This is a genomic window from Phytopseudomonas seleniipraecipitans, from assembly GCF_900102335.1.
Classification (GTDB): Bacteria; Pseudomonadota; Gammaproteobacteria; order Pseudomonadales; family Pseudomonadaceae; genus Aquipseudomonas; species Aquipseudomonas seleniipraecipitans.
This window is the reverse complement of sequence record NZ_FNBM01000006.1, coordinates 225,047-249,009: the sequence shown is the minus strand read 5'-3', so window position 1 is coordinate 249,009 and position 23,963 is coordinate 225,047. Positions and strand designations below refer to the sequence as shown.

At 62.1% G+C, this 23,963-nt stretch carries 17 protein-coding genes; 13 read left to right on the top strand and 4 right to left on the bottom strand.

Going from position 1 to position 23,963, the window contains the following annotated elements; all coding sequences use genetic code 11:
* Positions 1–7: 7 nt before the first annotated feature.
* The 8 genes from BLS60_RS14730 (at position 8) to BLS60_RS14695 (ending at position 11,392) form a co-directional block, all read left to right on the top strand.
* Positions 8–925 (top strand): ABC transporter substrate-binding protein, encoded by a 918-nt coding sequence (locus BLS60_RS14730; protein WP_092369413.1) that lies wholly within the window; start codon positions 8–10, stop codon positions 923–925.
* A complete protein-coding gene (locus BLS60_RS14725; protein WP_070883716.1) occupies positions 922–1,911 on the top strand; it encodes a FecCD family ABC transporter permease in 990 nt (329 codons plus the stop codon). The genes BLS60_RS14730 and BLS60_RS14725 overlap by 4 nt, the downstream gene beginning before the upstream one ends.
* The gene (locus tag BLS60_RS14720) at positions 1,904–2,935 is read left to right on the top strand and encodes a FecCD family ABC transporter permease (protein WP_092369410.1); all 1,032 of its coding nucleotides are present in this window, start codon (positions 1,904–1,906) and stop codon (positions 2,933–2,935) included. Before BLS60_RS14725 ends, BLS60_RS14720 begins: the two co-directional genes overlap by 8 nt.
* Before the next feature lie 11 nt (positions 2,936–2,946).
* On the top strand, positions 2,947–3,738 hold the full coding sequence (locus tag BLS60_RS14715; RefSeq protein ID WP_092369408.1) for an ABC transporter ATP-binding protein: 792 nt from the start codon (positions 2,947–2,949) through the stop codon (positions 3,736–3,738).
* Entirely contained in the window at positions 3,735–4,517 is a 783-nt protein-coding gene (locus BLS60_RS14710; RefSeq protein WP_092369405.1) for an IucA/IucC family C-terminal-domain containing protein, read from the top strand. The genes BLS60_RS14715 and BLS60_RS14710 overlap by 4 nt, the downstream gene beginning before the upstream one ends.
* 195 nt (positions 4,518–4,712) lie before the next feature.
* Complete coding sequence (locus tag BLS60_RS14705; RefSeq protein ID WP_092369402.1) at positions 4,713–5,894, top strand: MFS transporter; 1,182 nt, start codon at positions 4,713–4,715, stop codon at positions 5,892–5,894.
* 221 nt (positions 5,895–6,115) lie between these two features.
* Entirely contained in the window at positions 6,116–8,947 is a 2,832-nt protein-coding gene (gene ligD, locus BLS60_RS14700) for a DNA ligase D (RefSeq protein ID WP_092369398.1), read from the top strand.
* A gap of 489 nt (positions 8,948–9,436) precedes the next feature.
* The gene (locus tag BLS60_RS14695) at positions 9,437–11,392 is read left to right on the top strand and encodes an acyltransferase family protein (RefSeq protein WP_092369395.1); all 1,956 of its coding nucleotides are present in this window, start codon (positions 9,437–9,439) and stop codon (positions 11,390–11,392) included.
* Between the two features lie 452 nt (positions 11,393–11,844).
* Here the strand turns inward: BLS60_RS14695 and BLS60_RS14690 are convergent, their stop codons facing one another.
* The 3 genes from BLS60_RS14690 to BLS60_RS14680 form a co-directional block, all read right to left on the bottom strand.
* Positions 11,845–12,096 carry a hypothetical protein gene (locus tag BLS60_RS14690; protein WP_092369392.1) on the bottom strand — a complete coding sequence of 84 codons (252 nt, stop codon included), beginning with the start codon at positions 12,094–12,096 and terminating at the stop codon, positions 11,845–11,847.
* A gap of 173 nt (positions 12,097–12,269) precedes the next feature.
* Positions 12,270–13,640, bottom strand: coding sequence for a GntP family permease (locus BLS60_RS14685; RefSeq protein ID WP_092369389.1), 1,371 nt, complete (start codon positions 13,638–13,640; stop codon positions 12,270–12,272).
* 159 nt (positions 13,641–13,799) lie between these two features.
* Positions 13,800–14,324, bottom strand: coding sequence for a gluconokinase (locus tag BLS60_RS14680; RefSeq protein WP_070883725.1), 525 nt, complete (start codon positions 14,322–14,324; stop codon positions 13,800–13,802).
* 192 nt (positions 14,325–14,516) lie between these two features.
* On the opposite strand from BLS60_RS14680, the gene gntR reads away from it, so the two are divergent.
* Positions 14,517–15,542, top strand: coding sequence for an HTH-type transcriptional regulator GntR (gene gntR, locus BLS60_RS14675; RefSeq protein WP_070883726.1), 1,026 nt, complete (start codon positions 14,517–14,519; stop codon positions 15,540–15,542).
* 130 nt (positions 15,543–15,672) lie between these two features.
* On the opposite strand, the gene BLS60_RS14670 is transcribed toward gntR, so the two are convergent.
* Positions 15,673–16,689: a zinc-dependent alcohol dehydrogenase family protein gene (locus BLS60_RS14670; protein WP_070883727.1), complete on the bottom strand. Its 1,017-nt coding sequence runs from the start codon at positions 16,687–16,689 to the stop codon at positions 15,673–15,675.
* A 240-nt stretch (positions 16,690–16,929) separates the two neighbouring features.
* On the opposite strand from BLS60_RS14670, the gene BLS60_RS14665 reads away from it, so the two are divergent.
* From BLS60_RS14665 to BLS60_RS14650, 4 genes are all read left to right on the top strand, one after another.
* Entirely contained in the window at positions 16,930–17,847 is a 918-nt protein-coding gene (locus tag BLS60_RS14665) for a LysR family transcriptional regulator (RefSeq protein ID WP_070883728.1), read from the top strand.
* Between the two features lie 172 nt (positions 17,848–18,019).
* Positions 18,020–19,252, top strand: a complete 1,233-nt coding sequence (gene mexE, locus BLS60_RS14660; protein ID WP_092369386.1) for a multidrug efflux RND transporter periplasmic adaptor subunit MexE — start codon at positions 18,020–18,022, stop codon at positions 19,250–19,252.
* Positions 19,253–19,357: 105 nt separating this feature from the next.
* Entirely contained in the window at positions 19,358–22,531 is a 3,174-nt protein-coding gene (locus tag BLS60_RS14655) for an efflux RND transporter permease subunit (protein WP_070883730.1), read from the top strand.
* Positions 22,528–23,940, top strand: coding sequence for an efflux transporter outer membrane subunit (locus BLS60_RS14650; protein ID WP_092369383.1), 1,413 nt, complete (start codon positions 22,528–22,530; stop codon positions 23,938–23,940). The genes BLS60_RS14655 and BLS60_RS14650 overlap by 4 nt, the downstream gene beginning before the upstream one ends.
* Positions 23,941–23,963 lie beyond the last annotated feature (23 nt).

Here is a 23,963-nt window from a genome sequence, read left to right as displayed (position 1 = left end):
ATCGAGCTTGCAACCTGACAAGACCGGGCTGATGTCCAGGCGCACGCTGATGCGCCTGTCCCTGGGCGTTCTCGCTGCCGGTGCAATGCCGCTGGCCAAGGCAGGGCCTGCAGCGCAGCGCGTCATCACCTTGTTCCAGGGCGCCACCGACACTGCGGTGGCGCTTGGCATTCGGCCGGCCGGCGTGGTCGATTCGTGGAGCGAGAAGCCCATGTATCGCTACCTGCGCCAGGCGCTTGCGGGCGTGCCCCATGTGGGCCTGGAAACCCAGCCGAGCCTGGAAGACATCGCCTTGCTGGCGCCGGATCTGATCGTCGCGTCGCGCTTTCGCCACGAGCGGATTCAGGGGCTGCTCGAACAGGTGTGTCCGGTGGTAATGCTCGATGAGGTTTTCGAGTTCCAGAAAACCCTTGGCGTGATGGGCGTCGCCACGGCGCGCAGGGTCGAAGCAAGCGCATTGCAGGCAAGCTGGGACGCACGCATCGCCGCGCTCAGGGTACGGCTGCAGGCGCAATTCGGCGCCCGCTGGCCACTCAGCGTGTCGGTGCTGGATATACGCGAGGACCACGTGCGCAGCTACCTGCCGGACAGCTTCGCCGGAACCGTACTCAGCGAGCTGGGTTTTGTGTGGAACGAGCAGGGGCGGGCGGCCACCGGCGTTTCCATCAAGCTCAGCAGCCGGGAAAGCCTGCCGGTGGTAAATGCCGATGTGTTCTTCGTGTTCGGCCGCGCCGACAGCCCCGGCGTGCAGCGCCATTACCGCAGCCTGACCGCGCATCCGCTGTGGCAGCGCATGGCAGCGCCGCAGGCGGGGCGGGTCTGGTGGGTGGATGGGGTGGCGTGGATATTCTCCGGCGGCATCCTCGGGGCCAATCGCATGCTCGACGATATCGAGCGGACAATCCTGCAGGGCAGTCGGGTATGAGCGCGCCCATCAAACTGGGTATCGCGTCGTTGCTGCTACTGGCCTGTTGCGCGTTGAGCCTGTCCGTCGGCGCCAGCTGGATCTCGCCAGGTACGGTGGCGGCAGCTTTGCTGAAGGCCGATCCGCTGAACGTCGAGCACCTGCTGGTCAGCACCACGCGGCTGTCGCGCACCGTGACGGCCGTGGTGGTGGGGGCCAGCCTGGCAGTGGCCGGCGCGCTGATGCAGGCCATGACCCGCAACCCGTTGGCCTCACCAGGCTTGTTCGGCATCAACGCCGGGGCGACGTTCTCGCTGGTCCTGTGCCTGTCGCTGTTTTCCATCAGCTCGCCGGAGCAGTGGCTATGGAGCGCCTTTATCGGAGCGGCAGTCGCCGGCGCGCTGGTCTGGCTGGTGGGCAACAGCGGGCAGGGGGCGCTCAATCCGTTGCGCATGGTGCTTGCTGGCGCTGCGATTACCGCGCTGTTCACCGCCTTCAGCCAGGCGCTGCTGGTAATCGATCAACAGGGCCTGGACACAGTGTTGTTCTGGCTGGCCGGCTCGCTCAGTGAGCGCGACCTGGCCACCGCGCAGCCATTCATCCTGTGTGCGCTGGTCGGGGTGCTCGTCGCCTGCTTGCTCGGCGCTCAGGTCAATGTGCTCAACGCCGGCGTGCAGATTGCCGTCGGCCTGGGGCAGCGCACTGGGCTGATTCGTCTGCAACTGGGCGTGCTGGTGGTGATGCTGGCCGGCAGTGCAGTGGCGGTGGCGGGCAGTATCGGCTTTATCGGTCTGATCGTGCCGCACGTTGTACGCCGCCTGGTCGGCATCGACCATCGGCTGATGCTGCCCGGCTGCGCACTGCTAGGCGCCGCGCTGTTGCTGGTTGCCGACATGCTCGCGCGGGTGGTTATCCTGCCGCAGGAAATGCCCGTGGGGGTGATGACGGCGCTGTTCGGTGCACCGTTCTTTATTGCCCTGGCCAGGCGAGGAGGTCGGCATGGCTGAGTCCTCCGTACTGCGCTGGCGTGGATTCTCGCGACGTATCGAGCAGCAGGCAGGGCGTCGCCTGGCCATTGCCCTGTTGTTCAGCGCCGTGGTCGTGCTGCTGAACCTGTGCCTGGGCAAAGTCGCGGTATCGCCATGGAACGTGATGCGCATTCTTTTTGGCGAGGGCAGCGCTAGCCTGTCGTTCATCGTCGAGCAGTTGCGTCTGCCCAGGCTGTTGTTGGGCGCGCTGATCGGCGGGGCGCTGGCGATTTCCGGGCTGATTCTGCAGGCCGTAGTGCGCAATCCGCTGGCATCGCCGGACCTGCTGGGGCTGACCAGCGGCGCCAGTGCCGCTGCGGTGCTGTACCTGTCCAGTTTCGCCACGCTGTGGGGCATGGGTGGCTTGTCGATGGCGGCCATGCTTGGCGCTGGCGCCGCCGCACTGGCGGTTTACGGTCTGGCCTGGAAGCAGGGTACGTCGCCGCTGAGGCTGGTGCTGATTGGTGTTGGCGTGTCGGCCATGCTGGCGGCAGCGACCACCTTCATGCTGGTATTCAGCCCGCTGTCCACCACGCTGTCGGCCTATGTCTGGCTGACCGGCAGCGTATACGGCGCCGGCTGGCCGGCGGTACGCGCGCTGGCCACGTTGCTGGCGTGCCTGGTGCCGGTGTTGATGCTGCTGTCCCGGCATGTGGTGGTTCAGCAGCTGGATGAAGGTCTGGCCCGCGGTGTCGGCGTGCGCGTGCAGTGGCTGCGCGCCGCGCTGCTCGCTGTCAGCGTGGCCCTGGCAGGCGCTGCCATCGCTTGGGGCGGTGCTATGGCCTTCGTCGGGCTGATCGCGCCGCATATCGCTCGGCAACTGATCCCAGTCGGCTTCGCTGCCCAGGCGTGGATGGCAGCACTGGTCGGCGCCAATCTGGTGATGCTCGCCGACCTGGCCGGGCGCACCCTGTTTCTCCCGCTGGATCTGCCCGCGGGCATCTTCGTCGCGGTGTTCGGCACCCCGTATTTTCTGTACCTGCTGATCAGGCAGCGGCAGTGAGGAGCATCGACATGACTTCGATCGAGAGCCATAACCTGACGCTGGCCTATCAGCGCCAGACCATCATCGAGTCGCTGGACCTTCAGGTGCCGCGTGGCAAGGTGTCGGTGCTGATCGGCAGCAACGGTTGCGGCAAAAGCACCTTGCTCAAATCCTTCGCACGGCTGCTCAAGCCGCAGGCGGGAACGGTGATCCTCAATGGCGCCGATATCCAGCGCAAGCCGACCGCCGCGGTGGCCCGCGAACTGGCGATTCTGCCGCAAATGCCGGTGCCGCCCGAAGGCATCAGCGTGCGGCAACTGGTGGCGCTGGGGCGCTATCCGTACCAGAGCTGGATGCAACAGTGGTCCGCCAACGACGAAACGGCGGTAGCCCGCGCGCTGAACCGGACGAGTCTCGATGACCTGGCCGATCGCCCCGTTGATGCCCTGTCCGGAGGCCAGCGGCAGCGTGCCTGGATCGCCATGACCCTGGCGCAGGAAACCGAGCTGGTGCTGCTCGACGAGCCAACTACCTTTCTCGATCTGGCTCACCAGATCGAGGTGCTGGACCTGCTGCGCGAACTCAACCGGGAGGAGGGCAAGACCATCATCATGGTGCTGCACGACCTCAACCTGGCCTGTCGCTACGCCGATCACATGATCGCCGTGCACCAGCGCACCGCCTACGCCCAGGGCACGCCCGCGGACATCCTCACCGAGGCGCTGGTCAAGACGGTGTTCGATCTCGATTGCCGAATCATTCCCGACCCGTTCTTCCACACGCCGCTGTGCATTCCCTTCGGCCGGGACATTCCACGATGAACCCGCTAGCTGGTTTTAGCACGCAGGAATGGCAGGTGCTCGCCGGGCAATTACGCCTGCGCAGCGAAGCTGAGCGGGATGTTCCGCGCAGCCTGGTGGCCAGCGAGCTGTTGAACGACGCCGTGTGCAGCGCGCTGCTGGATGAGCTGGGGCCGGTGATCGGCTCGCCGTCGCGACGCATCACTGCCTCGCTGCTCGGCAAACGCCTATCGTTTCTGCTCACCGGTGCCTGCTTGTACGCGATGTCGGCCTACGACAAGGGCCTGACGCTGTCGCTGGACAATACCTATATCGAGTACGGCCACGACGACGGCTTGTGGGCATCGTCGTTGCCACTGCGCAGCCTCGACGCAGCGGTTGTGCCGCCAGAGCAGCGCGAGGCATGGCGGCTGGCGATTGCCACGCAGTTGTTCGCCGGCCTGCTGCAGCCGCTGTGGCGCAGCCTCCACGGGGTCACCGGGGTGTCGCGGCGCATTCTTTGGGAAAACACCGCGGTGCGGGTCTATTCGCTGTATGAGAAACGCCTGGCCAAGCTGGAGTGCGTGGCAACCCGCCAAAGGTGCGCCGAGGATTTGCGCTGGCTGACAGACGAGGCGCCTGCCAGCGTGTTCGGCCTCGACTACAACCCGCTGGCGCACTTCAATCGCCCAGTGACCCTGCTCGACAACGGCACGCGCGCGGTGCGTTTTCGCCGAACCTGCTGCTTCTACTACCAGGCCAGCAACCCGGTGGAATACTGCTCGACCTGCCCGTTGATCCGCCCTAAAGCCACACGATAACACTCGATATTTCTGAGCATAGGTAGCGACCTTTGCCGATGGCAGTGAGCCTGCAGTAGCTGCTGATCGTGGGGGCGAAACAGCTCCATATGAGCGCCTGCCAGGTTCCCGACGGGCAGCTTTGCGCAGCAATTAATTGACCATTTGTTCAACAATGCATAGGGTGGCCGGCCTTCTTCGCTGCCTGAATAATTTATGACCAGCCGCTCCAAACTGCCCGTCACCGTCTACCTGCTGGGCGCCACCATCTTCTCGCTGGTTACCGCCGAATTCATGGTCGCCGGCATGATGCCGGCGCTGGCCGAGGCCTTCTCGGTAAGCCTGGCGGAGGTCGGCAATCTCATCGCTTTCTATGCCCTGGGGATGGCCCTCGGCGGCCCGCCTGTGACTGTCCTGCTGCTTGCCCGGGGTATCAGTAACAAGCGCGCGCTGGTGGGGCTACTGACGCTTTACATCGCCGCCGGCGCATTGGCAGCGGCCGCGCCGAGCTATCCGGTGCTTGCCTTGGCGCGAATCGTCATGGGCGTGGCAAGCGCCGCCTGTATCGGTTTGTGCATGACCGTCTGCGCTGCGATGGTCGTTCGAGAAGCGCGGGGCAGGGCAGTCTCGGTGGTGCTGGCGGGGCTGATGCTGTCGCCAGTGGCCGGTGTGCCGATGACTGCCTGGATCGAACATCACTATGGCTGGCGTGCCAGCTCCTGGGCAGTGGTCGCGCTTGCCCTTATCTGCACCGCATTCGCGGCGCTGCGCCTGCCGGCTGGCGACGGGAACGAAACCAGCTTGAAGCGGCAGTGGGCGACACTGGGTAATCGCAGCCTATGGGCGGCTTACCTCACCAGCGGGTTGATCATCGGCGCAACCTTCGCGGCCTTCAGCTATTGCACACCGATTCTGATCGACGAGGTCGGCGTGGCGCCGGGAATGGTTGCGCCGTTGCTGGCCCTGTATGGCGTCGCCAACCTGCTGGGCAATATGGTCGTGGGGCGCTATGCCGATAGTCACACCCTCACGGCAGTGACCTGGGGCCTGGTGATGCTGATGCTCGCATTGATTGGCTTCGCGCTGGCCGGCGAGCAGTTCTGGTTGAATATCGCGTGTTTCATCGCCATCGGTCTGACCGGCGTAGCACTGAACCCGGCAATGGTTGCCCGCGTCATGAAAGCGGCCGAGTCTGGGCCTTTGGTCAACACGCTGCATACGTCGGTCATCACCGCCGGCCTGGCGCTGGGCAGTTGGGGCGGCGGTGCGGCGATCGAGGCCGGTTATGGTCTGCGTGCCCCGCTGTGGGTGGGCGCTGGGCTGGCATTACTGGGGCTGCTCAGTGTGCTCAAGCCGCTGGCTTCGAGCAGAACGCAGAGCACTTGCGTGCAGGTTTGAGGGCGTCACGTTCAAGTCATCAGGCCCTCTACGCACGACATGCAGACGGCACATTTTTACCGCAGCAACAAACCGCCCGGCAGCAGCAGGCGGCTCCGGCCTCTGGCAGGCGCAGCGCACGTTCGCTCGGCAATACGCCTGCGAACGCCCTGATCATTCTCTGGGACTGATAGCCGCATCGGCGGGTCATACGCCTATGACGAATGTTCAGGGAGCCCCCGATGAAGCGCCTTCGGATCGCCACCTTCAATATCAATGGCATCAACGCGCGGTTGCCCAACCTGCTGACTTGGCTGGAGCGCGAAGCACCGGACATCGTCTGCCTGCAAGAACTCAAAGCCGCTGACAAATCCTTTCCGGCAAAGGATATCGAGGCGGCCGGTTACGGTGTGGTGTACCAGGGGCAAACCGCCTGGAATGGGGTTGCCATCCTGGCCCGCGATGCGCAGCCGCTGGAGATTCGCAGAGGGTTGCCGGGTAACGAATCGGACAAGCAGGCACGCTACCTCGAAGCGGCCGCCCACGGTGTGATCGTTGCGTGTCTGTACTTGCCGAACGGCAACCCACGCCCAGGCCCCAAGTTCGATTACAAACTCGCGTGGTTCCAGCACCTTATCGAACATGCCAGAACGTTGCAGGCCAGCGAGCATCCCGTAGTACTTGCCGGTGACTTCAATGTCGTGCCGACTGACTTCGATATTTACAACACACGCTCCTGGCTGAAGGATGCGTTGCTGCAGCCGGAAAGCCGCGAGTGCTATCAGCGTCTGCTGGACCAAGGCTGGGTGGACTCGCTTCGGCATCTGCATCCAGAGGAGCAGCTATTCACCTACTGGGATTATTTCCGGCGCCATTGGCAGACCAATTCAGGGCTGCGCATCGACCACCTGCTGCTCAATCCCGCACTCGCTCCCTATCTTGCATCGGCCGGAGTGGACACCTGGGTACGAGGTGAGGACCACCCTAGCGATCATGCGCCGACCTGGGTGGAGATCAGCAGCCGTAAGCAAAAACGTGGGCAGACGGGCAAGCGGCAAGGGCAGGGCACACGTACCGCAAGCAGCGCCGGTTCGCCTGAGCCCGAAAAACCCCAAACCCCAGCCAAGCAGGTGGCAAAAAAACGTTCCGTACAGGCTGTGGATAGGCCTATGCCCGACAGCCTGAAACCGCAACTGGCCACATTGGTGGAGTCTGCGCCGCCCGGTGAATGGCGTTTCGAGATCAAATTTGATGGTTACCGCATCCTTACCCGAATCCTTGATGGCGAGGTGAGGTGCTTTACTCGAAACGGCCACGACTGGACTGACAAGCTCCCCGAACAAGTTGCAGCAGTCTCGGCGCTGGGTATCGAAAACGGCTGGCTCGACGGCGAGATGGTGGTGCCGAACGAAAACGGGCTGCCGGATTTCCAGGCGCTGCAGAATGCCTTCGAGACGCAACGCAGCGGCAACATTCTCTACTACGTGTTTGATCTGCCGTACCTGAATGGCGTCGACTTGCGCAGCACCGCGCTGGAGCAGCGCCGTGAGGTCTTGGCCGCATTGCTAAGCAAATCGCCGTCCCGGCTTTTGCGTTTCTCCGACGATTTCGAGGAAGCACCTGAAGCGTTGCTAAACAGTGCCTGCCAGATGCAAATGGAAGGTCTCATCGGCAAACGGGTGGGCAGCGCATACCGATCCAGACGCAGCGATGACTGGATCAAGCTCAAATGCCAAAGGCGACAGGAGTTCGTCGTGGTGGGCTACACAGCTCCCAAAGGCGCGCGCGCCAAGTTCGGCGCGCTGCTGCTTGCGCTGCATGAGTCGAGCTCCGGAGAACTGAGATACGCCGGCAAGGTGGGCACCGGTTTCAGCGAATCGACATTGAACTCGATTCATGGCCGACTGCAGCCGCTGGAAACCAAGGCACCTGCGGTAGCCAACCCGCCGACAGGGGCGGACGCCCGCGGTGTGTATTGGCTAAAACCCGTGTTGCTCGCGGAAATCGCCTTCGCGCAAATCACGCAGGATGGCATCGTCAGGCATGCCGTTTTTCAAGGGCTTCGCACGGACAAACCGGCTACCGAGATTACCGAGGAGCGAGCCAAGCGCATCGTTCAGAAAGGCGCGGCGGAGCAGGGCGCATCACCGGCTGCTGCCAAGCCCGCCAAACGGACTAGTAGCAGCAATAGTCCAGAGCCTCATCTGCGGCTCACCCATCCTGATCGGGTGATAGACCCCAGCAGCGGGCTGACCAAGCGGGATCTGGCCGAATTCTACGTGCGCACCGTCGATTGGATCGTCCCGCAACTGGCAAACCGCCCGGTGGCACTGGTGCGGGCGCCTGAAGGTATCGGCGCTCAGCTGTTCTTCCAGAAGAACCCGGAAGGCCTGGCTATTCCCGGTATCGACTCGATCAGCAAGGCCCAGGCTAAGCACCCCGCAATGGTGATCAACAGCCCCGAGGCACTGCTGGGCGCTGTTCAGATGAGCACGATCGAATTGCATACCTGGAATGCCACAAGCGCTGACCTGCAGCGGCCCGATCGCTTCGTGCTCGATCTCGATCCCGACCCGTCGTTGCCATGGAAAAGCATGGTCGAAGCCACCCAACTGACGCTGACGGTGCTCGACGAGCTGGGCCTCCAATCGTTTCTCAAGACCAGCGGAGGCAAGGGCATCCATATCGTCGTGCCGCTCACGCCGAAAGACAGCTGGCAGGACGTGAAAGCATTCAGCCACAGCATCGTGAAATACATGGCCCGGCTTATTCCCGACCGATTCTCCGCAGTCGCCGGCCCCAAGAACCGAGTGGGACGCATCTTTATCGACTACCTGCGCAACGGCCTTGGCGCTACGACCATCTGTGCCTACTCGGTGCGCGCCAGAGAAGGTTTACCCGTCTCCGTGCCGATTCGTCGCGAAGAAGTCAGCGAGCTGAAAGCCGCCAACAGCTGGACGATCGTCAATCTGCACCAACGCCTGAATGAGCTGGAAGAGGATCCGTGGGCGGGATTGGCTGCCACCAGGCAGACGATCACTCGGGAGATGCGGCAACGCATTGGGATGAAGTAACTCGCACCAAGGCGCGTTCGAGCGTGCCTTTCTCTGCGCAGCGTGATGATTTTACTGGCGTCAGCAACTGGTCGGCGGTTACTCAGCACAGCCATTGCGCTGGTTTTTGCGCAGTAAGCGGCAACCACCTACAGCCCGTCGCGCGGAAACGGCGGGCTCGCAAATTTTCTTGCTGCGACCTGGCCAGGGTGCTTCTCTAGGCCTCGCCTTGGGTTGCTTGCGCGGGCTGTGAGGCTGACCAATCTGAGGCTGATCAACGTTGCCCGTTATTGGAAGAGCAGGGCAGAGGCGCCCAGTTCAAGCGCCAGCTGGATTCGCTGCCTGGCGTTGTCCTTCAGTGGAATCAGCGTTGGCGTCTAACACTCGTTCGATAGCCGCTGCGTAACGCAGCGATCGGATGACCTGTAAATCGCGATACCTACGGTAGTACGTAACCTTTCAAGCAGTAAGGCTCTGACTAGGTGCGCATGCGCGGCGAGAGGTCGTGGTATGCATTTCAGATCGGATATCAACGGGCTGCGTGCCGTCGCAGTAGCGTTGGTGGTGCTGTTTCACTTCGGCGTTGCACCGGTAGCTGGTGGGTTCATCGGTGTAGATGTCTTCTTCGTGATATCCGGTTATCTCATGACCGGGATCATCGTCTCGCGTCAGCTGTCCGGCAGTTTCAGTTTCGCGACGTTCTACCTGGAACGCTGCCGGCGCATCGTGCCGGCTCTGGCGGTGCTCTGCGTGGCGGTGCTCGTGGCGGGCTGGTTCCTGCTGATGCCAAGCGAATACATGGACCTCGGGCAGCAGGTGATCGCGGCCCTGACGTTCGTTTCCAATGTACTGTTCTGGAAAACGGGCGGGTATTTCCAGGAGAGCGCTCACGACCTGTGGTTGTTACATACCTGGTCGCTGTCGAACGAGTGGCAGTTCTACCTGCTTTACCCGATTCTGCTGACCGTGTTGGCGCGTTTTGTCGGCCAGAAAATGTTGCGCTGGCTGATTATTGTCGCCGTACTGCTGTCCTTCACCATCAATGTGGTGGGCACGCTGTACTCGCCATCTGGCGCGTTTTATCTGCTGCCGGCCAGGGCCTGGGAGATGCTGGTCGGCGCCTTGGTGTATTTGTTTCCACTCAGGCTGAAGGATCACCAGCAGCGGTTGATGGCGTGGGCGGGTTTGGCGCTGATCCTGGCTGCCGCTCTGCTGGTGAGTGAAGAAACCCTGTGGCCTGGTTATCTGGCGCTCATTCCAGTGCTAGGCAGCGGGTTGTTCGTTGCTGCGGGGCACCAGCGATGTGCGCTGACCGATAACCGGGTCGCGCAGTACCTCGGCCGCACCTCGTACTCGGTTTACCTCTGGCACTGGCCAATCGTGGTGTGGCTGGGTTACTTCAGCCTGGAGAATCAGCCGCTGTGGCTGGTGATCGGCATCCTGGCATCCGTGGCCGCAGGACATCTTTCCTATCGGTTCATCGAGCTTGGCATTACCCGCAGCGATGGGCTGCTACAGCGTACGCAGCCAGCGACCAGGCTGGGCATGCTCTTCGGCATAGCGCTCGCAGCGATGCTGACGGTTGTCGCCAACGGTGTTCCAGCTCGGCTATCGGCCGATTTTCGACGTGCCTCGGCAGAGCTGTCGATGCCGATAGTCACCAACGGCTGGTGCTTCTATAGCGTCGAGACTATTGCCACGCTGCCGGTCGGCAGCCGCGGTCAGCTTTGTCGCATCGGCGCGCAGGATGGTCAGCTCAAAGCGCTGCTCATTGGCGACTCGTTCGCAGGCCATTACGCGCCGTTCTGGGATGCGATCGGCAAGAGGCTGTCCATCGACGTGCAGTCGGTAGCCAGCGATTGGTGTTTTCCCGCGGAAGGCCAGGCCTTTACCGGGCCAACCAGCAGCCGGGCCTATGCGCAATGTTTGCTCAATCGTGCCTACCTGAAGGCCGGCGCTCATCGTTATGACCTGATCATTTTCGCCGGCTCGTGGGGCGTAATTCGCCATCAGCGCAAGATGAATGGCGTATACCGGGCGATACGCCGAACGTCGGGGAGGGCGCCGCTACTGATCGTGATGCCGACCCCGACCAACTTCGACGTCAATGTCGCGGATCGCTACGCCCGGACGTTGCTGTTCGATATCCCTTTCGACATCCACAAATACGGCAAACAGCGAGACGTGTCCGCACGCCTGGCCAACACCGAGTTGGCGGGGGTGGTCAATCGCCTGGGCAACGCCATATTCCTGGCCCGTGATGACCTTTTTCACATCAGCGGTCGGCCTTCGGACGTAACCCATGAAAACATACCGTTCGGCCTGGATGAGTCGGGCCACCTGAGCATCTACGGCTCGTACAAGGCAGCCGATGCATTCAGCGAAACGGCGCGCTATCGCTCACTGGCGCAGCGGCTGGATGCAGTGCGCACGCAGCGGACAGGAATGGGGCTTGGGCAACGATGAGTTTGCGTTGGAGTGAAGCGCACGCTGCGGTTGGCAGGCAACAAGAGATCAGGGTCTGGCAGTGTGAGGTGAAGCCTGGTTTTCGCTGTGCCGGGCAAAGTGGCTCCGAACGCCTTGAGCCATCAGAGTGGGGAGCGATATAGATCGCAGAATTGTTGGATGGCTATCATCGTGATAATCGTAATTTAACATAATATACATTATGCGAAACTAGGCATCGACGCTTCTGGAGCGAAATCCTGCTAGCTAACCATCGCGCCGAATGAATCGTGAACACCTGCTATCCGACTGGACAGTAATAACCGCTAGGCTCCCATCAAAATGCCGACGACGATAAAGACCAACAGGCATGCACAGAAAAAACCACCGACGAGTACGGTGGCCTTTGCAGCGCGGATGATGATGCGTTTATTCATTCAGTCCTCATTTTTTACATCTGCATATCTGGCTCATCACTCTCGGCCACAATTGAACCAGGCATCCGCTTTCGCAATTACTGCCTTGCGGGCGCTGCCGGATTCGCTGAATGGCCCTTGTAGGATGAACTGTTTGCATTGCTCGCCGTTGCCGTCTGCAAACGTGGCGACGACCGCTTGTGCTACGCCGCCCATTTCGTGCGCCCAGATAAATTCGAGATGCACCTCATGCGATCCGCTTTTGCTGGTATGGCTGAAGGCAGTGGCTCTGCTGGTCGAGATCGACATGGAAAACGCTCCGTGAATGACACCTGGCGGCTTCCTGTCGCTGGATCAGGCTGCAGTCCCTTTCATTTACTGTAGGTTATTCATCGGCTACGTCTAGGCTGATGCACCCAAACGCATCCGGGCGCTCACGAACGGCATGTGGCCTGTCGTGAACGCCCGGATGTGCGGTCTTGTTAAAGGATGAGGCTACCGATCAGGGCCAGCAGGAACGCAATGCCACCCAGCAAGGTTTCCATCACCGTCCAGGTTTTCAGTGTGGTTTTCTCGTCCATTTCCAGGAAGCGAGAAACCAGCCAGAAGCCCGAGTCGTTGACGTGGGACAGCACCGTTGCGCCGCCTGCGATGGCGACCACGATAAAGCACAGGTCGAATTCGCTCAGGCCTGGCGTTGCGGCGACCGTCGGAGCCATCAGCGCCGCGGCTGTGGTGAGCGCTACCGTGGCGGAACCCTGGGCCACACGCAGTGCGGCAGAAATAACGAAGGCGGCGACGATCACCGGCAGGCCTGTATCGGACAGCGTGGCTGCCAGTGCATCGCCGATGCCGCTGCTACGCAGCACACCACCGAACATGCCCCCTGCCCCGGTCACCAGAATGATCGAGCAGATCGGACCGAGAGCGCCTTCGCAGACTTTTTCCAGGTGCTTGCGGGTATGGCGGCCGCTGAACGCTATCAGTGCGAAGAGCACGGTAATCAGCAGCGCTACCGGCGTCTTGCCGATCATGCGCAGGAATTGCACCCAGTCGCTGCTGCCGTCAATCGTGCCCATCACGCTGAGCGTGTTGAGGCCCGTGTCGAGGAAAATCAGCACCAGCGGCAGCAACAGAATGGTCATTACCAGGGAGAACGGCGGCGGCGCCACGCTGGTATCGCGCTCTACATCGGTCAGGAAGCTGCTGGGTATCTTCAGGTTGAATCGCTTGCCGGCCCACAGACCGAACAGGTAGGCGCCGAAGTACCAGGTTGGCAAAGCGATTATTGCCCCAACAATGACCAGCAGGCCGATGTTGGCGCCTAGCAGATCGGCAGCTGCGACTGGCCCCGGGTGCGGTGGCACCAAGGCATGCATCGCCGCGAAAGCACCGGCGGCCGGCAGCGCGTAGGTCAGTGTCGAGCCACCGAACCGCTTGGCCACGCTGAAGATGATCGGCAGCATGACGATCAAGCCGGCATCGAAGAAGATCGGGAAGCCGAACAGCAGCGAGGCGATGCCCAGTGCGAATGGCGCGCGCTTTTCACCGAACTTGTTGATCAGCGTGTCGGCGAGCACCTGCGCGCCGCCAGTGATTTCCAGCAACCGGCCAATCATCGCGCCCAGGCCGACCAGCAAGGCTACCGCTGCCAGTGTGGAGCCGAACCCGGTCAATAAGGTTGGCACCACCTTGTCATAGGGAACCTGGGTGGCCAGCGCCGTCGCGATGCTGACCAGTACCAGCGCCAAAAAGGCATGCAGGCGGAAGCGGATGATCAGCAACAGCAGCAGGAGAACCGCACCAGCCGCTATGCCCAGCAGAGGACCTGCGCCAAGAGTAGCCTCATTCATGACGGCCACCCTCCTCTGCAGCTACAGCCGCTCGGCTGTATCGGGCGAGATTATCGGTCAGGGCCCTGTAACGAGGTTGCTCGGCGAGCCGAGCGTTTTGAAGAGTATTCATGTCGCCTCCACTTGTCTTTGTTATGGGAGAAGCATGGTGCTGTGTTATCAGCGAATGGTATTGGCTGCCTGCCACCAATCGGCGGCCTGTTGGCCAAGCGTCTCGATGGGCAATGTGGCATCCAGGGTCAATGTCGCCGGTTCGCCTTGTGGCGATTCCAGCGTGGCAAACTGGCTGTCGATAAGACTGGCAGGCATGAAGTGGCCTGGGCGGTTACCCACGCGGCTTGCAGCTTCTTCGCGTGACAGTTCGAGGAACACGAAGCCCAGACCTGGCACGGCTTCGCGCAGTCGGTCTCGGTATTTGCGTTTGAGTGCAGAGCAAGCCAGTAGCGGCCTCTCGTGAGTTTTCAAGGCAGTGGCGAGTTCCTGGCCAAGACGGGTCAACCAGTCGACGCGATCATCGTCGGTCAACGCAATGCCCTTGCTCATTTTCTCGATGTTGGCAGGCGGGTGAAACGTGTCACCCTCGATGAGGTAGCCGCCGACCTGTTCGGCGATCGACTCGCCAACGCAGCTCTTTCCGCAGCCAGAGACGCCCATCACAACCAGGGCGCTTATAGGGTTATTCATATCGCAACTCCAGCGGAAGACAGCGCTATCTTGAAGACCTAAAAAATCTGCGCAACGGCTGCTTCGAATTGTACTTTTTAATCGCTAGGGACAATGAACCGGGGCCGTGAGCGCTTTGCACTCATCATTGCTAAGACACCGAGACAGCGCTACCTTAATCGCCAATTCCAGCCCGTGACAAGCCCCCTCGCGATGAAATCTCCAACGCAAAGTAACTCCCGAACGCTAGGTATGCCCACGCTGGCAGAGGTTGCCGCACGTGCCGGTGTGTCTACCATCACCGCCTCAAGGGCGTTGCGCGGCGTGGCGACGGTGGGCGCGGACCTAGCCGAGCGGGTGCGCAAGGCGGCCAACGAGCTGGGTTATGTGGCCAACCCCGCGGCGCGCACCCTCGCGTCGGCGCGCAGCACCTCAGTGGTCGTGCTAATTCCTTCGTTGTCCAACCAGTTGTTCATCGAGCCGTTGGATGCGATTCATGAAGTCATGCGTCCACGCGGAATTGAAGTGCTGATCGGCGACTACCACTATTGCCGCGACGAGGAAGAACGGCTGGTCCGCAACTACTTGCCGTATCGGCCAATGGGCATGTTGCTGACCGGTTTCGACCGCACCGAAGGTACGCGGCAATTGCTCGCCGCCAGCCGAATCCCATGCGTGCACATGATGGAATTGAACAGCGCACCAGGCATCGCCAGCGTAGGCTTTTCCCAGCAGGCGGCCGGTGAGGCCGTGGCCAAGCATCTGCTGCAGCAGGGTCGCCGCCGGCTCGCTTACGTTGCCGCACAGCTGGACCCGCGCGTAATGCAACGGGGTGAGGGATTTCGACGGGCTTTGCAGGCCGCCGGCGTCTATGACCCGGCGCTAGAGCTGCTGCATCCCCTGCCCTCATCCATTGCGCTAGGTTGCCAGCTATTTCGCGAGCTCATGCAGCGCCATCCGGATGTCGACGGTATCTTCTTCTGCAACGATGACCTGGCACAGGGCGCGTTATTCGAGGCGCAGCGCTGCTCGATATCGGTGCCAGAGCGCGTCGCCCTAGTGGGCTTCAATGATCTGCCGGCCTCTGCGCACACCGTTCCTCGCCTGTCTTCGATCCACACGCCACGCACTGAAGTGGGCCGAGAAGCCGCCAATTTGCTGCTGAAAATGCTCGATGGCCGCGCAGGCGCGCCGAGTATCGATCTGGGCTTTGAATTGCGTGTTCGCGAAAGCAGCTAGTGCGGGCATGCAGCGCCGCGATGGTCATCAAACCTTCACTGGCGCGCGCTAGGCTTGGTTCCTGACACAGGGATGTGTCGCCCCAGAAAAAAGCCCGGTCTATGCCGGGCTTCTTTCGCTGTGCTGCGGATCACTCCAGCGTCAGGGCGACGCGGCCGCGTTCCGGACAGGCTTCCATGTAGCGGTGTGCATCGACAAACTCATCGAACGGGAATGTTTTGTCGATACGTGGTTTCAACAAGCCCTCAGCGGTGAGCGCGTTGATGTGATCAAGCGCTCGCTGCACGGCGGCGTAATCCGGCTCGATACCCAGCTCCGAATGGCCGGTGAAATCCAGCACGCAATGGCGGAAGAACTGCAGATGCTTCTTGAACGCCGCACATGCCGGGAACGCTGCATCGTTGCCACCATTGATGCCGTACAGAATCAGCTTGCCGCGCGTCGCCGCCACGTCACCGAGCAGTTTCAGCTGCTGGCCGGCGCAATGGTCGAGGATCACTTCGGCGCCCTTGCCTTCGGTGTAGCGCTCAACTTCCAGCACCAGATCCTGCTCTTCGGTAAAGATGATCTTGTCGGCGCCCAGCTCGCGTAGGAACTCGCGGCTGTCCGGCACGCTGGTTGATACGATCACCTTGGCGCCCAACGCCTTGGCCAGCTGTACCGACTGCGGCGCCAGGCAATGGCAGGCTTCGGTGATCAGCACGTGCTGCCCGGCTTGGAGCTTGGCCAGATCGACCATCGCAAAATAGGCGAACAGCAGACCGGTGTAGTGCACGCTGGCTTCCAGCGGCGACAACACGTCCGGGTACGGCGTGACGGCAAAACGCGGCACAACCACCAGGTCGCCCCAGGTCGGGTAGCGATTAGGCGTGCTGGCCGGGAACGCGGCAATCGGTGTGCCGACGGCGAGGTCGTCAACGCCGTCGCCCACAGCTTCTACGATGCCGGCCAGTTCCGCACCGACACCCGAAGGTAATTTGGCTTCTTCCGACGCCAGATTCTGGCGCCACAATACGTCGCCCCAACTAACCCCGAGGGCTTGGACGCGTACCAGTACCTCCCCCGCAGCGGGGGTAGGTGTCGGCACTTCTTCGCACTGCAATACGCTGGCGTCGCCGAACTTGTGGAAACGGATCATGCGGGACATCGTCAACCTCAACTGATCGCGGATTGGGTATTCACTGGAATCGACTTTATCTGCTGACCTCTACCTGCACCACCCGCGACTATTGATAGTCGTCATGCCTGGCAGTGATAAAGGCCGCTAGAACGTGTGGATATATCGATGAGACCGGTGTCTTCCCCAATTCGCTCAAGTGCTCGTACTATTGGCGTACAAGGCTCTCACTAGCGTCCCGCTCTGGCAAGCCCGCACATTGGTACCCGGATGAACCGCAACGACCTGCGCCGTCTCGATCTCAACCTGTTGATCGTGTTCGAAACACTCATGCACGAACGCAGCGTGACCCGCGCAGCGGAAAAGCTGTTCCTCGGTCAGCCAGCGATCAGCGCAGCGCTGTCACGCCTGCGCAGCCTGTTCGATGATCCGCTGTTCGTGCGCACTGGTCGGAGCATGGAGCCCACTGCCCGTGCGCAGGAGATCTTCGCCCTGCTCTCGCCGGCGCTCGATTCGATCTCGACGGCGGTGAGCCGCGCTTCGGAGTTCGATCCTGCGACCAGCACTGCGGTGTTTCGTGTCGGTTTGTCCGACGACGTCGAGTTCGCCCTGTTGCCTGCCCTGCTCCGCCGCCTGCGCTCCGAAGCGCCCAACGTGGTGCTGGTGGTGCGCCGTGCCAATTACCTGCTGATGCCTAACCTGCTGGCGTCCGGTGAGATATCCGTCGGAGTCAGTTACACCGAGGAATTGCCCGCCAACGCCAAACGCAAGACGTTGCGCCGCAGCAAGCCCAAGTTGCTGCGTGCCGATGCAGTGCCAGGCACCCTGAGCCTCGATGAATACTGCGCACGTCCCCATGCAATGGTGTCGTTCGCGGGTGACCTCAATGGTTTCGTCGACGAGCAATTGGCCCGTCTCGACCGCAGCCGCAAGGTCGTGCTGGCCGTGCCACAGTTCAACGGCCTGGGCACCCTGCTCGCTGGCACCGATCTGATAGCTGTGGTTCCCGATTACACAGCCGCCACGCTCACTGCGGCCGGCGGTTTGCGCGCCGAGGACCCGCCGTTCGAAAGCAGCAGCTTCGAGATGTCCATGGCCTGGCGCGGTGCGCAGGACAATGACCCGGCCGAGCGCTGGCTACGCTCGCGCATTCAGATGTTCTTTGGCGACCCCGACAGTCTCGAATAGCGAGATGGTAAGCGCTCGGCCTATGCTCTATAGATAGCTAGCTTGCTATTTATATTCCAAAACGTAATATCATCATTCGCAGTGATATCTATCTTCGCGCCGTTCGATTCGTTCCCGGATGTTGCCGGGACCAGACTCCGCCTCCATCACTACACCTTGGCGGATCGTAATCATGGAACAGCCCAACACCAAGCTCTGGCACTTCCCCCTGGCACTGGCCGCGACGTTGGTGCTTGCCGCTTGCGGCAAGAGCGAGGACGTTGCGCAGCAGCAGATGCCCGCAGCGAAAGTCAGCGTTGCCGAAGTCATCGAACAACCGCTCAACGAGTGGGACGAGTTCACAGGTCGTCTCGAAGCGCCAGAATCGGTCCAGATTCGCCCACGGGTTTCGGGCTTCGTCGACAAGGTGAGTTTCACCGAAGGCGCCCTGGTTAAGAAAGGCGACCTGCTGTTCCAGATCGATCCGCGCCCCTTCCAGGCCGAGGTCAAGCGTCTCGACGCCCAGCTGCAGCAAGCTCGCGCCAATCAGGCTCGCACCGTCAGCGAAGCGCGCCGCGGCGAGCGTCTGCGTGAGGGCAATGCGATTTCCACCGAGCTCGCCGACGCCCGTAAAACCGCTGCCCAGGAAGCTCAGGCTGCCGTCGCTGGCATCCAGGCCGAACTCGATAACGCCCGTCTCAACCTCAGCTTCACGCGCGTGATCGCGCCCATCAATGGCCGCGTCAGCCGGGCCGAGGTCACCGCCGGTAACCTGGTTACCGCCAGTGAGTCACTGCTGACCTCCGTGGTATCCACCGACAAGGTGTATGCCTACTTCGACGCCGACGAGCGTGCATTCCTCAAGTACACCGAGCTGGCCCGCCAGTCCGGCCAGGATAGCCGCGGCAAGAGCCCGGTGTACCTGGGCCTGTCCAACGAAGACGGCAACTCGCACCTTGGCCAACTGGACTTTCTCGATAACCAAGTCAACCCGCGAACCGGCACCATCCGCGGCCGTGCGGTGTTCGACAACGCCGATGGACGCTTCACTCCAGGCCTTTATGCGCGGTTGAAGCTGGTCGGCAGCAGCACCTACGACGCCACCCTGATTCAGGATGTCGCCGTCGGTACTGATCTCGGCAAGAAGTTCGTGTTGGTGCTCGGTTCGGACAACAAGGTCGTCTACCGCTCCGTGAAACTAGGGCCGAAGCTGGAGGGGCTGCGTATCGTCCGCGATGGCCTGGCCAAGGGCGAACGCATCGTGGTCAACGGTTTGCAGCGAGCAATACCGGGCAGCACCGTAGACCCGCAAGCCGTGCCGATGGCCGACGAGAAAACCCTCGCGGCACTTGAGCGCCAACGCCGTGCGGTGGCTACGGCCCGTGCCGCGCGTGATGATCAGCCGCTGAAGGTCAGCCTCAAGTAACAACCTGGGCCTCGCCCTCCCCCTTACATATCCCCTAGAACCTGCTCGCGCCGATGATGGCGTGGGCAGGCTGGACTGTGTCCGCTAAACAAAGGAACACCTGCGATGAACTTTTCCCAGTTCTTCATCCAAAGGCCGATCTTCGCCGCCGTGCTGTCGTTGATCATCTTGATCGGCGGAGCCATCTCGCTGTTCCAGCTGCCGATCAGCGAATACCCGGAAGTCGTACCGCCCACCGTGGTGGTGACTGCCAACTTCCCAGGTGCCAACCCCAAGGTCATCGGTGAAACCGTTGCCTCGCCCCTGGAACAGGCCATCGTTGGCGTCGAGGGCATGCTCTACATGTCGTCGCAGGCCAACAACGATGGCCGCATGACGCTGACCATCACCTTCGCGCTGGGTACCAATCTGGACACCGCGCAGGTGCAGGTTCAGAACCGTGTGACGCGCACCATGCCGACGCTGCCGACCGAAGTTCAGCGCCTCGGCGTGACGGTCGACAAGGCCTCGCCGGACATGACCATGGTGGTCCATCTGACGTCGCCGGATAACACCTACGACATGCTCTACCTGTCCAACTACGCCGCGTTGAACATCAAGGACGAGCTGTCACGTCTGGACGGTGTCGGTGATGTGCGTCTGTTCGGCCTCGGTGACTACTCGATGCGCGTCTGGCTGGACCCGGACAAGGTCGCCTCGCGCGGGCTGACCGCCACCGACGTGGTCAACGCCATCCGTGAGCAGAACCGCCAGGTAGCCGCCGGCTCGCTGGGCGCACCGCCCGCCGCCAGTGACACCAGCTTCCAGCTGTCGATCAATGCCCAGGGCCGCCTGGTCAGCGAAGAAGAGTTCGAGAACATCGTCATCCGTGCTGGCGAGAACGGTGAAATCACTCGCCTCAAGGACATTGCACGGATTGAGCTGGGCTCCGAGCAATATGCCCTGCGTTCGCTGCTCAACAACCAGCCTGCGGTGGCCATGCCGATCTTTCAGCGCCCGGGTTCCAACGCCATCGCCATTTCCGATGCGGTGCGTGAGCGCATGGCTGAACTGAAGCAAAGCTTCCCCCAGGGCGTGGATTACGAAATCGTCTACGACCCGACCATCTTCGTACGCGGCTCCATCGAGGCGGTGGTGCACACCCTGCTCGAGGCCATCGTGCTGGTGGTGCTGGTGGTGATCCTGTTCCTGCAGACCTGGCGCGCCTCGATCATTCCCCTGGCCGCGGTGCCGGTGTCGCTGATCGGCACCTTCGCGGTGATGCACATGTTCGGCTTCTCGCTCAACGCCCTGTCGCTGTTCGGTTTGGTACTGGCGATCGGCATCGTGGTGGACGACGCCATCGTCGTGGTGGAGAACGTCGAGCGCAACATCGGGCTCGGCAAGACGCCGGTCGAGGCTACCAAGCAGGCGATGAAGGAAGTAACCGGCCCTATCGTCGCCACGGCCCTGGTGCTGTGCGCGGTGTTCATCCCGACGGCGTTCATTTCCGGCCTTACCGGGCAGTTCTATCAGCAATTCGCGCTGACCATCGCCATCTCCACGGTGATCTCGGCCTTCAACTCCCTGACCCTGTCGCCGGCCCTGGCTGCGGTGCTGCTCAAAGGTCACCACGAGCCCAAGGACCGTTTCTCCCGTGGCCTGGATCGTCTGTTCGGCGGCTGGCTGTTCGCGCCGTTCAACCGCGTTTTCGAGCGGGCCAGCAATGGTTACGTGGGTACCGTGCGCCGCGTATTGCGTGGCAGCGGCATCGCCCTGATCGTCTATGCGGGCCTCATGGGCCTGACCTACCTGGGCTTCGCCAGCACGCCGACCGGCTTCGTGCCGCCGCAGGACAAACAGTATCTGGTCGCCTTCGCGCAATTGCCGGACGCTGCCAGCCTGGACCGCAGCGAAGCGGTTATCAAGCGCATGTCCGACATCGCCTCCAAGCACCCCGGCGTGGCCAACACTGTGGCCTTCCCTGGGCTGTCGATCAACGGTTTCACCAACAGCCCGAACAGCGGCATCGTGTTCGTCACCCTGAAAGATTTTGGCGACCGCAAGGACCCATCCTTGAGCGCAAATGCCATCGCGGCCGAGCTCAATGGGCAGTTCGCCGGCATTCAGGAAGCCTATATCGCCATCTTCCCGCCACCACCGGTGATGGGCCTTGGCACCATCGGCGGCTTCCGCGTGCAGATTCAGGATCGCGCCAATCTCGGCTATGACGAGCTGTACACACAAACCCAGAACATCATCGCCAAGAGCCGTCAGGTACCAGAATTGGCCGGCTTGTTCACCAGCTACCAGGTCAACGTGCCGCAGGTGGAGGCCAACATCGACCGTGAGAAGGCCAAGACCCACGGCGTGGACATCGATCAGATCTTCGACACAATGCAGGTCTACCTCGGTTCGCTGTACGCCAACGACTTCAACCGTTTTGGCCGCACTTACCAGGTCAACGTGCAGGCCGATCAGCAGTTCCGCCTGGAGGCCGAGCAGATTGGTCAACTGAAGGTGCGCAACAACCGCGGCGAGATGATTCCGTTGTCGACCTTCGTGAAGGTCAGCGATAGCTCCGGCCCCGACCGGGTGATGCATTACAACGGCTTCATCACCGCGGAAATCAACGGTGCGGCGGCGCCTGGCTACAGCTCCGGGCAGGCCGAAGCGGCAATGGCCAAACTGCTCAAGGAAGAACTGCCCAACGGCATGAGCTTCGAGTGGACCGAGCTGACCTATCAGCAGATCCTCGCCGGCAACACAGCGCTGTTCGTGTTCCCACTCTGTGTGCTGCTGGCCTTCCTGGTGCTGGCTGCTCAGTACGAAAGCTGGAGCCTGCCGCTGGCGGTGATCCTGATCGTGCCGATGACGCTGCTGTCGGCCATCACCGGTGTGATCCTGGCGGGCGGTGACAACAACATCTTCACGCAGATCGGACTGATCGTACTGGTGGGATTGGCGTGCAAGAACGCCATCCTGATCGTCGAGTTCGCCAAAGAGCAACAGGAGCATGGCCTCGATCGCGTCGCTGCGGTGCTGGAAGCCTGCCGCCTGCGCTTGCGGCCGATCCTGATGACCAGCTTCGCGTTCATCATGGGCGTGGTGCCCCTGGTGTTGTCGAGCGGCGCCGGTGCGGAAATGCGTCATGCGATGGGCGTCGCGGTGTTCAGCGGCATGCTCGGGGTGACCTTCTTCGGCCTGTTGCTGACGCCAGTGTTCTATGTGCTGATCCGCGCATTCGTGGAAAAACGCGAGGCACGCAAGGCTGCACGTGTGCAGGAGGTGCAAGCATGAATTCGCTGACCGACATGATCCCTCGTAGCCTGCTGCTGACTGCCCTGGCCCTGGCGCTTACCGCCTGTGCGGTCGGCCCTGACTACCAGGCGCCGGAAAGCACCACCGTGACCTCGGCGCACAGCGCCGGGGCCGCTTACGACAGCAGCCGCTTTGAAGCCCAATGGTGGCAGCAGTTCGAAGACCCGACCCTGAGCCAGCTGGTGCAACAGTCGCTACAGGACAACCGTGAGCTGCGTGTGGCCTACGCCCGCCTGCGCGCCGCCAGGTCGATCCGTGACGATGTCGCCAATGACCGCTTGCCCACGGTGACCAGCCGGGCCAGCAGCGAAATCGGCAAGGGCCAGCAACCTGGCGTGACCGAGGAACGAATCAATGCGGAGCGTTATGACCTGGGCCTGGACATGGCCTGGGAGCTCGATTTGTTCGGCCGTATTCAGCGCCAACTGGAAGCCAGCGAAGCGCAGATTGATGTCGCTCAGGCCGACTACCAGCAACTGCAAGTCAGCCTGATTGCCGAGCTGGTGGATGCCTACGGAACGCTACGTGGCGCTCAACTGCGCGAGCGTATTGCTCGGGACGACCTGGAGAACCAGCGTTCGTCGCGGGACATCATCGAGCGGCGTCGTGAGGCCGGTGTCGGCAGCGAACTGGACGTGCTGCGCTCAGATGCGCGGCTGGCCGCGACCGAAGCCACGGTGCCTCGCCTGCAGGCCGAACAGGTACGTGCCCGCAACCGCATCGCTACCCTGCTCGGCCAGCGGCCGGATCAGCTCAGCGTGGACCTGGCGCCGCGTCCCCTGCCCGCTATCGCCAAGGCGTTGCCGATCGGCGACTCTGGCGAGTTGCTGCGCCGTCGCCCGGACATTCGCGCCGCCGAGCGCAAACTGGCCGCCGCCACAGCCCAGGTCGGAGTGGCCACCGCGGACCTGTTCCCGCGGGTCAGCCTGTCTGGCTTCCTTGGATTCACCGCGGGCCGCGGCTCGCAATTGGGCTCGTCAGCGGCGCGTGCCTGGAGCGTAGCCCCGACCATCAGTTGGGCCGCGTTCGACCTGGGCAGCGTACGCGCCCGCCTGCGCGGCTCCGAAGCAGATGCCGATGGCGCGCTGGCCGGTTATGAGCAGCAGGTGCTGCTCGCCCTGGAAGAGTCTGAAAACGCCTTCAGCGATTACGGCAAACGTCAGGAACGCCTGCTCGCCCTGGCGCGCCAGTCGGAGGCCAGTCGCGCGGCGGCGGCTCAGGCCGGATTGCAGTATCGCGAAGGTACCGCTGACTTTCTGGTGTTGCTCGATGCCGAGCGCGAGCGGCTGGCAGCTGAAGACAGCCAAGCCCAGGCCGAGGTCGAGCTGTACCAGGGCATTGTCGCTATCTACAAGGCGCTGGGTGGCGGCTGGCAGCCACAGACCTGAGCGTACCGTTCCCTCCCGGCTGG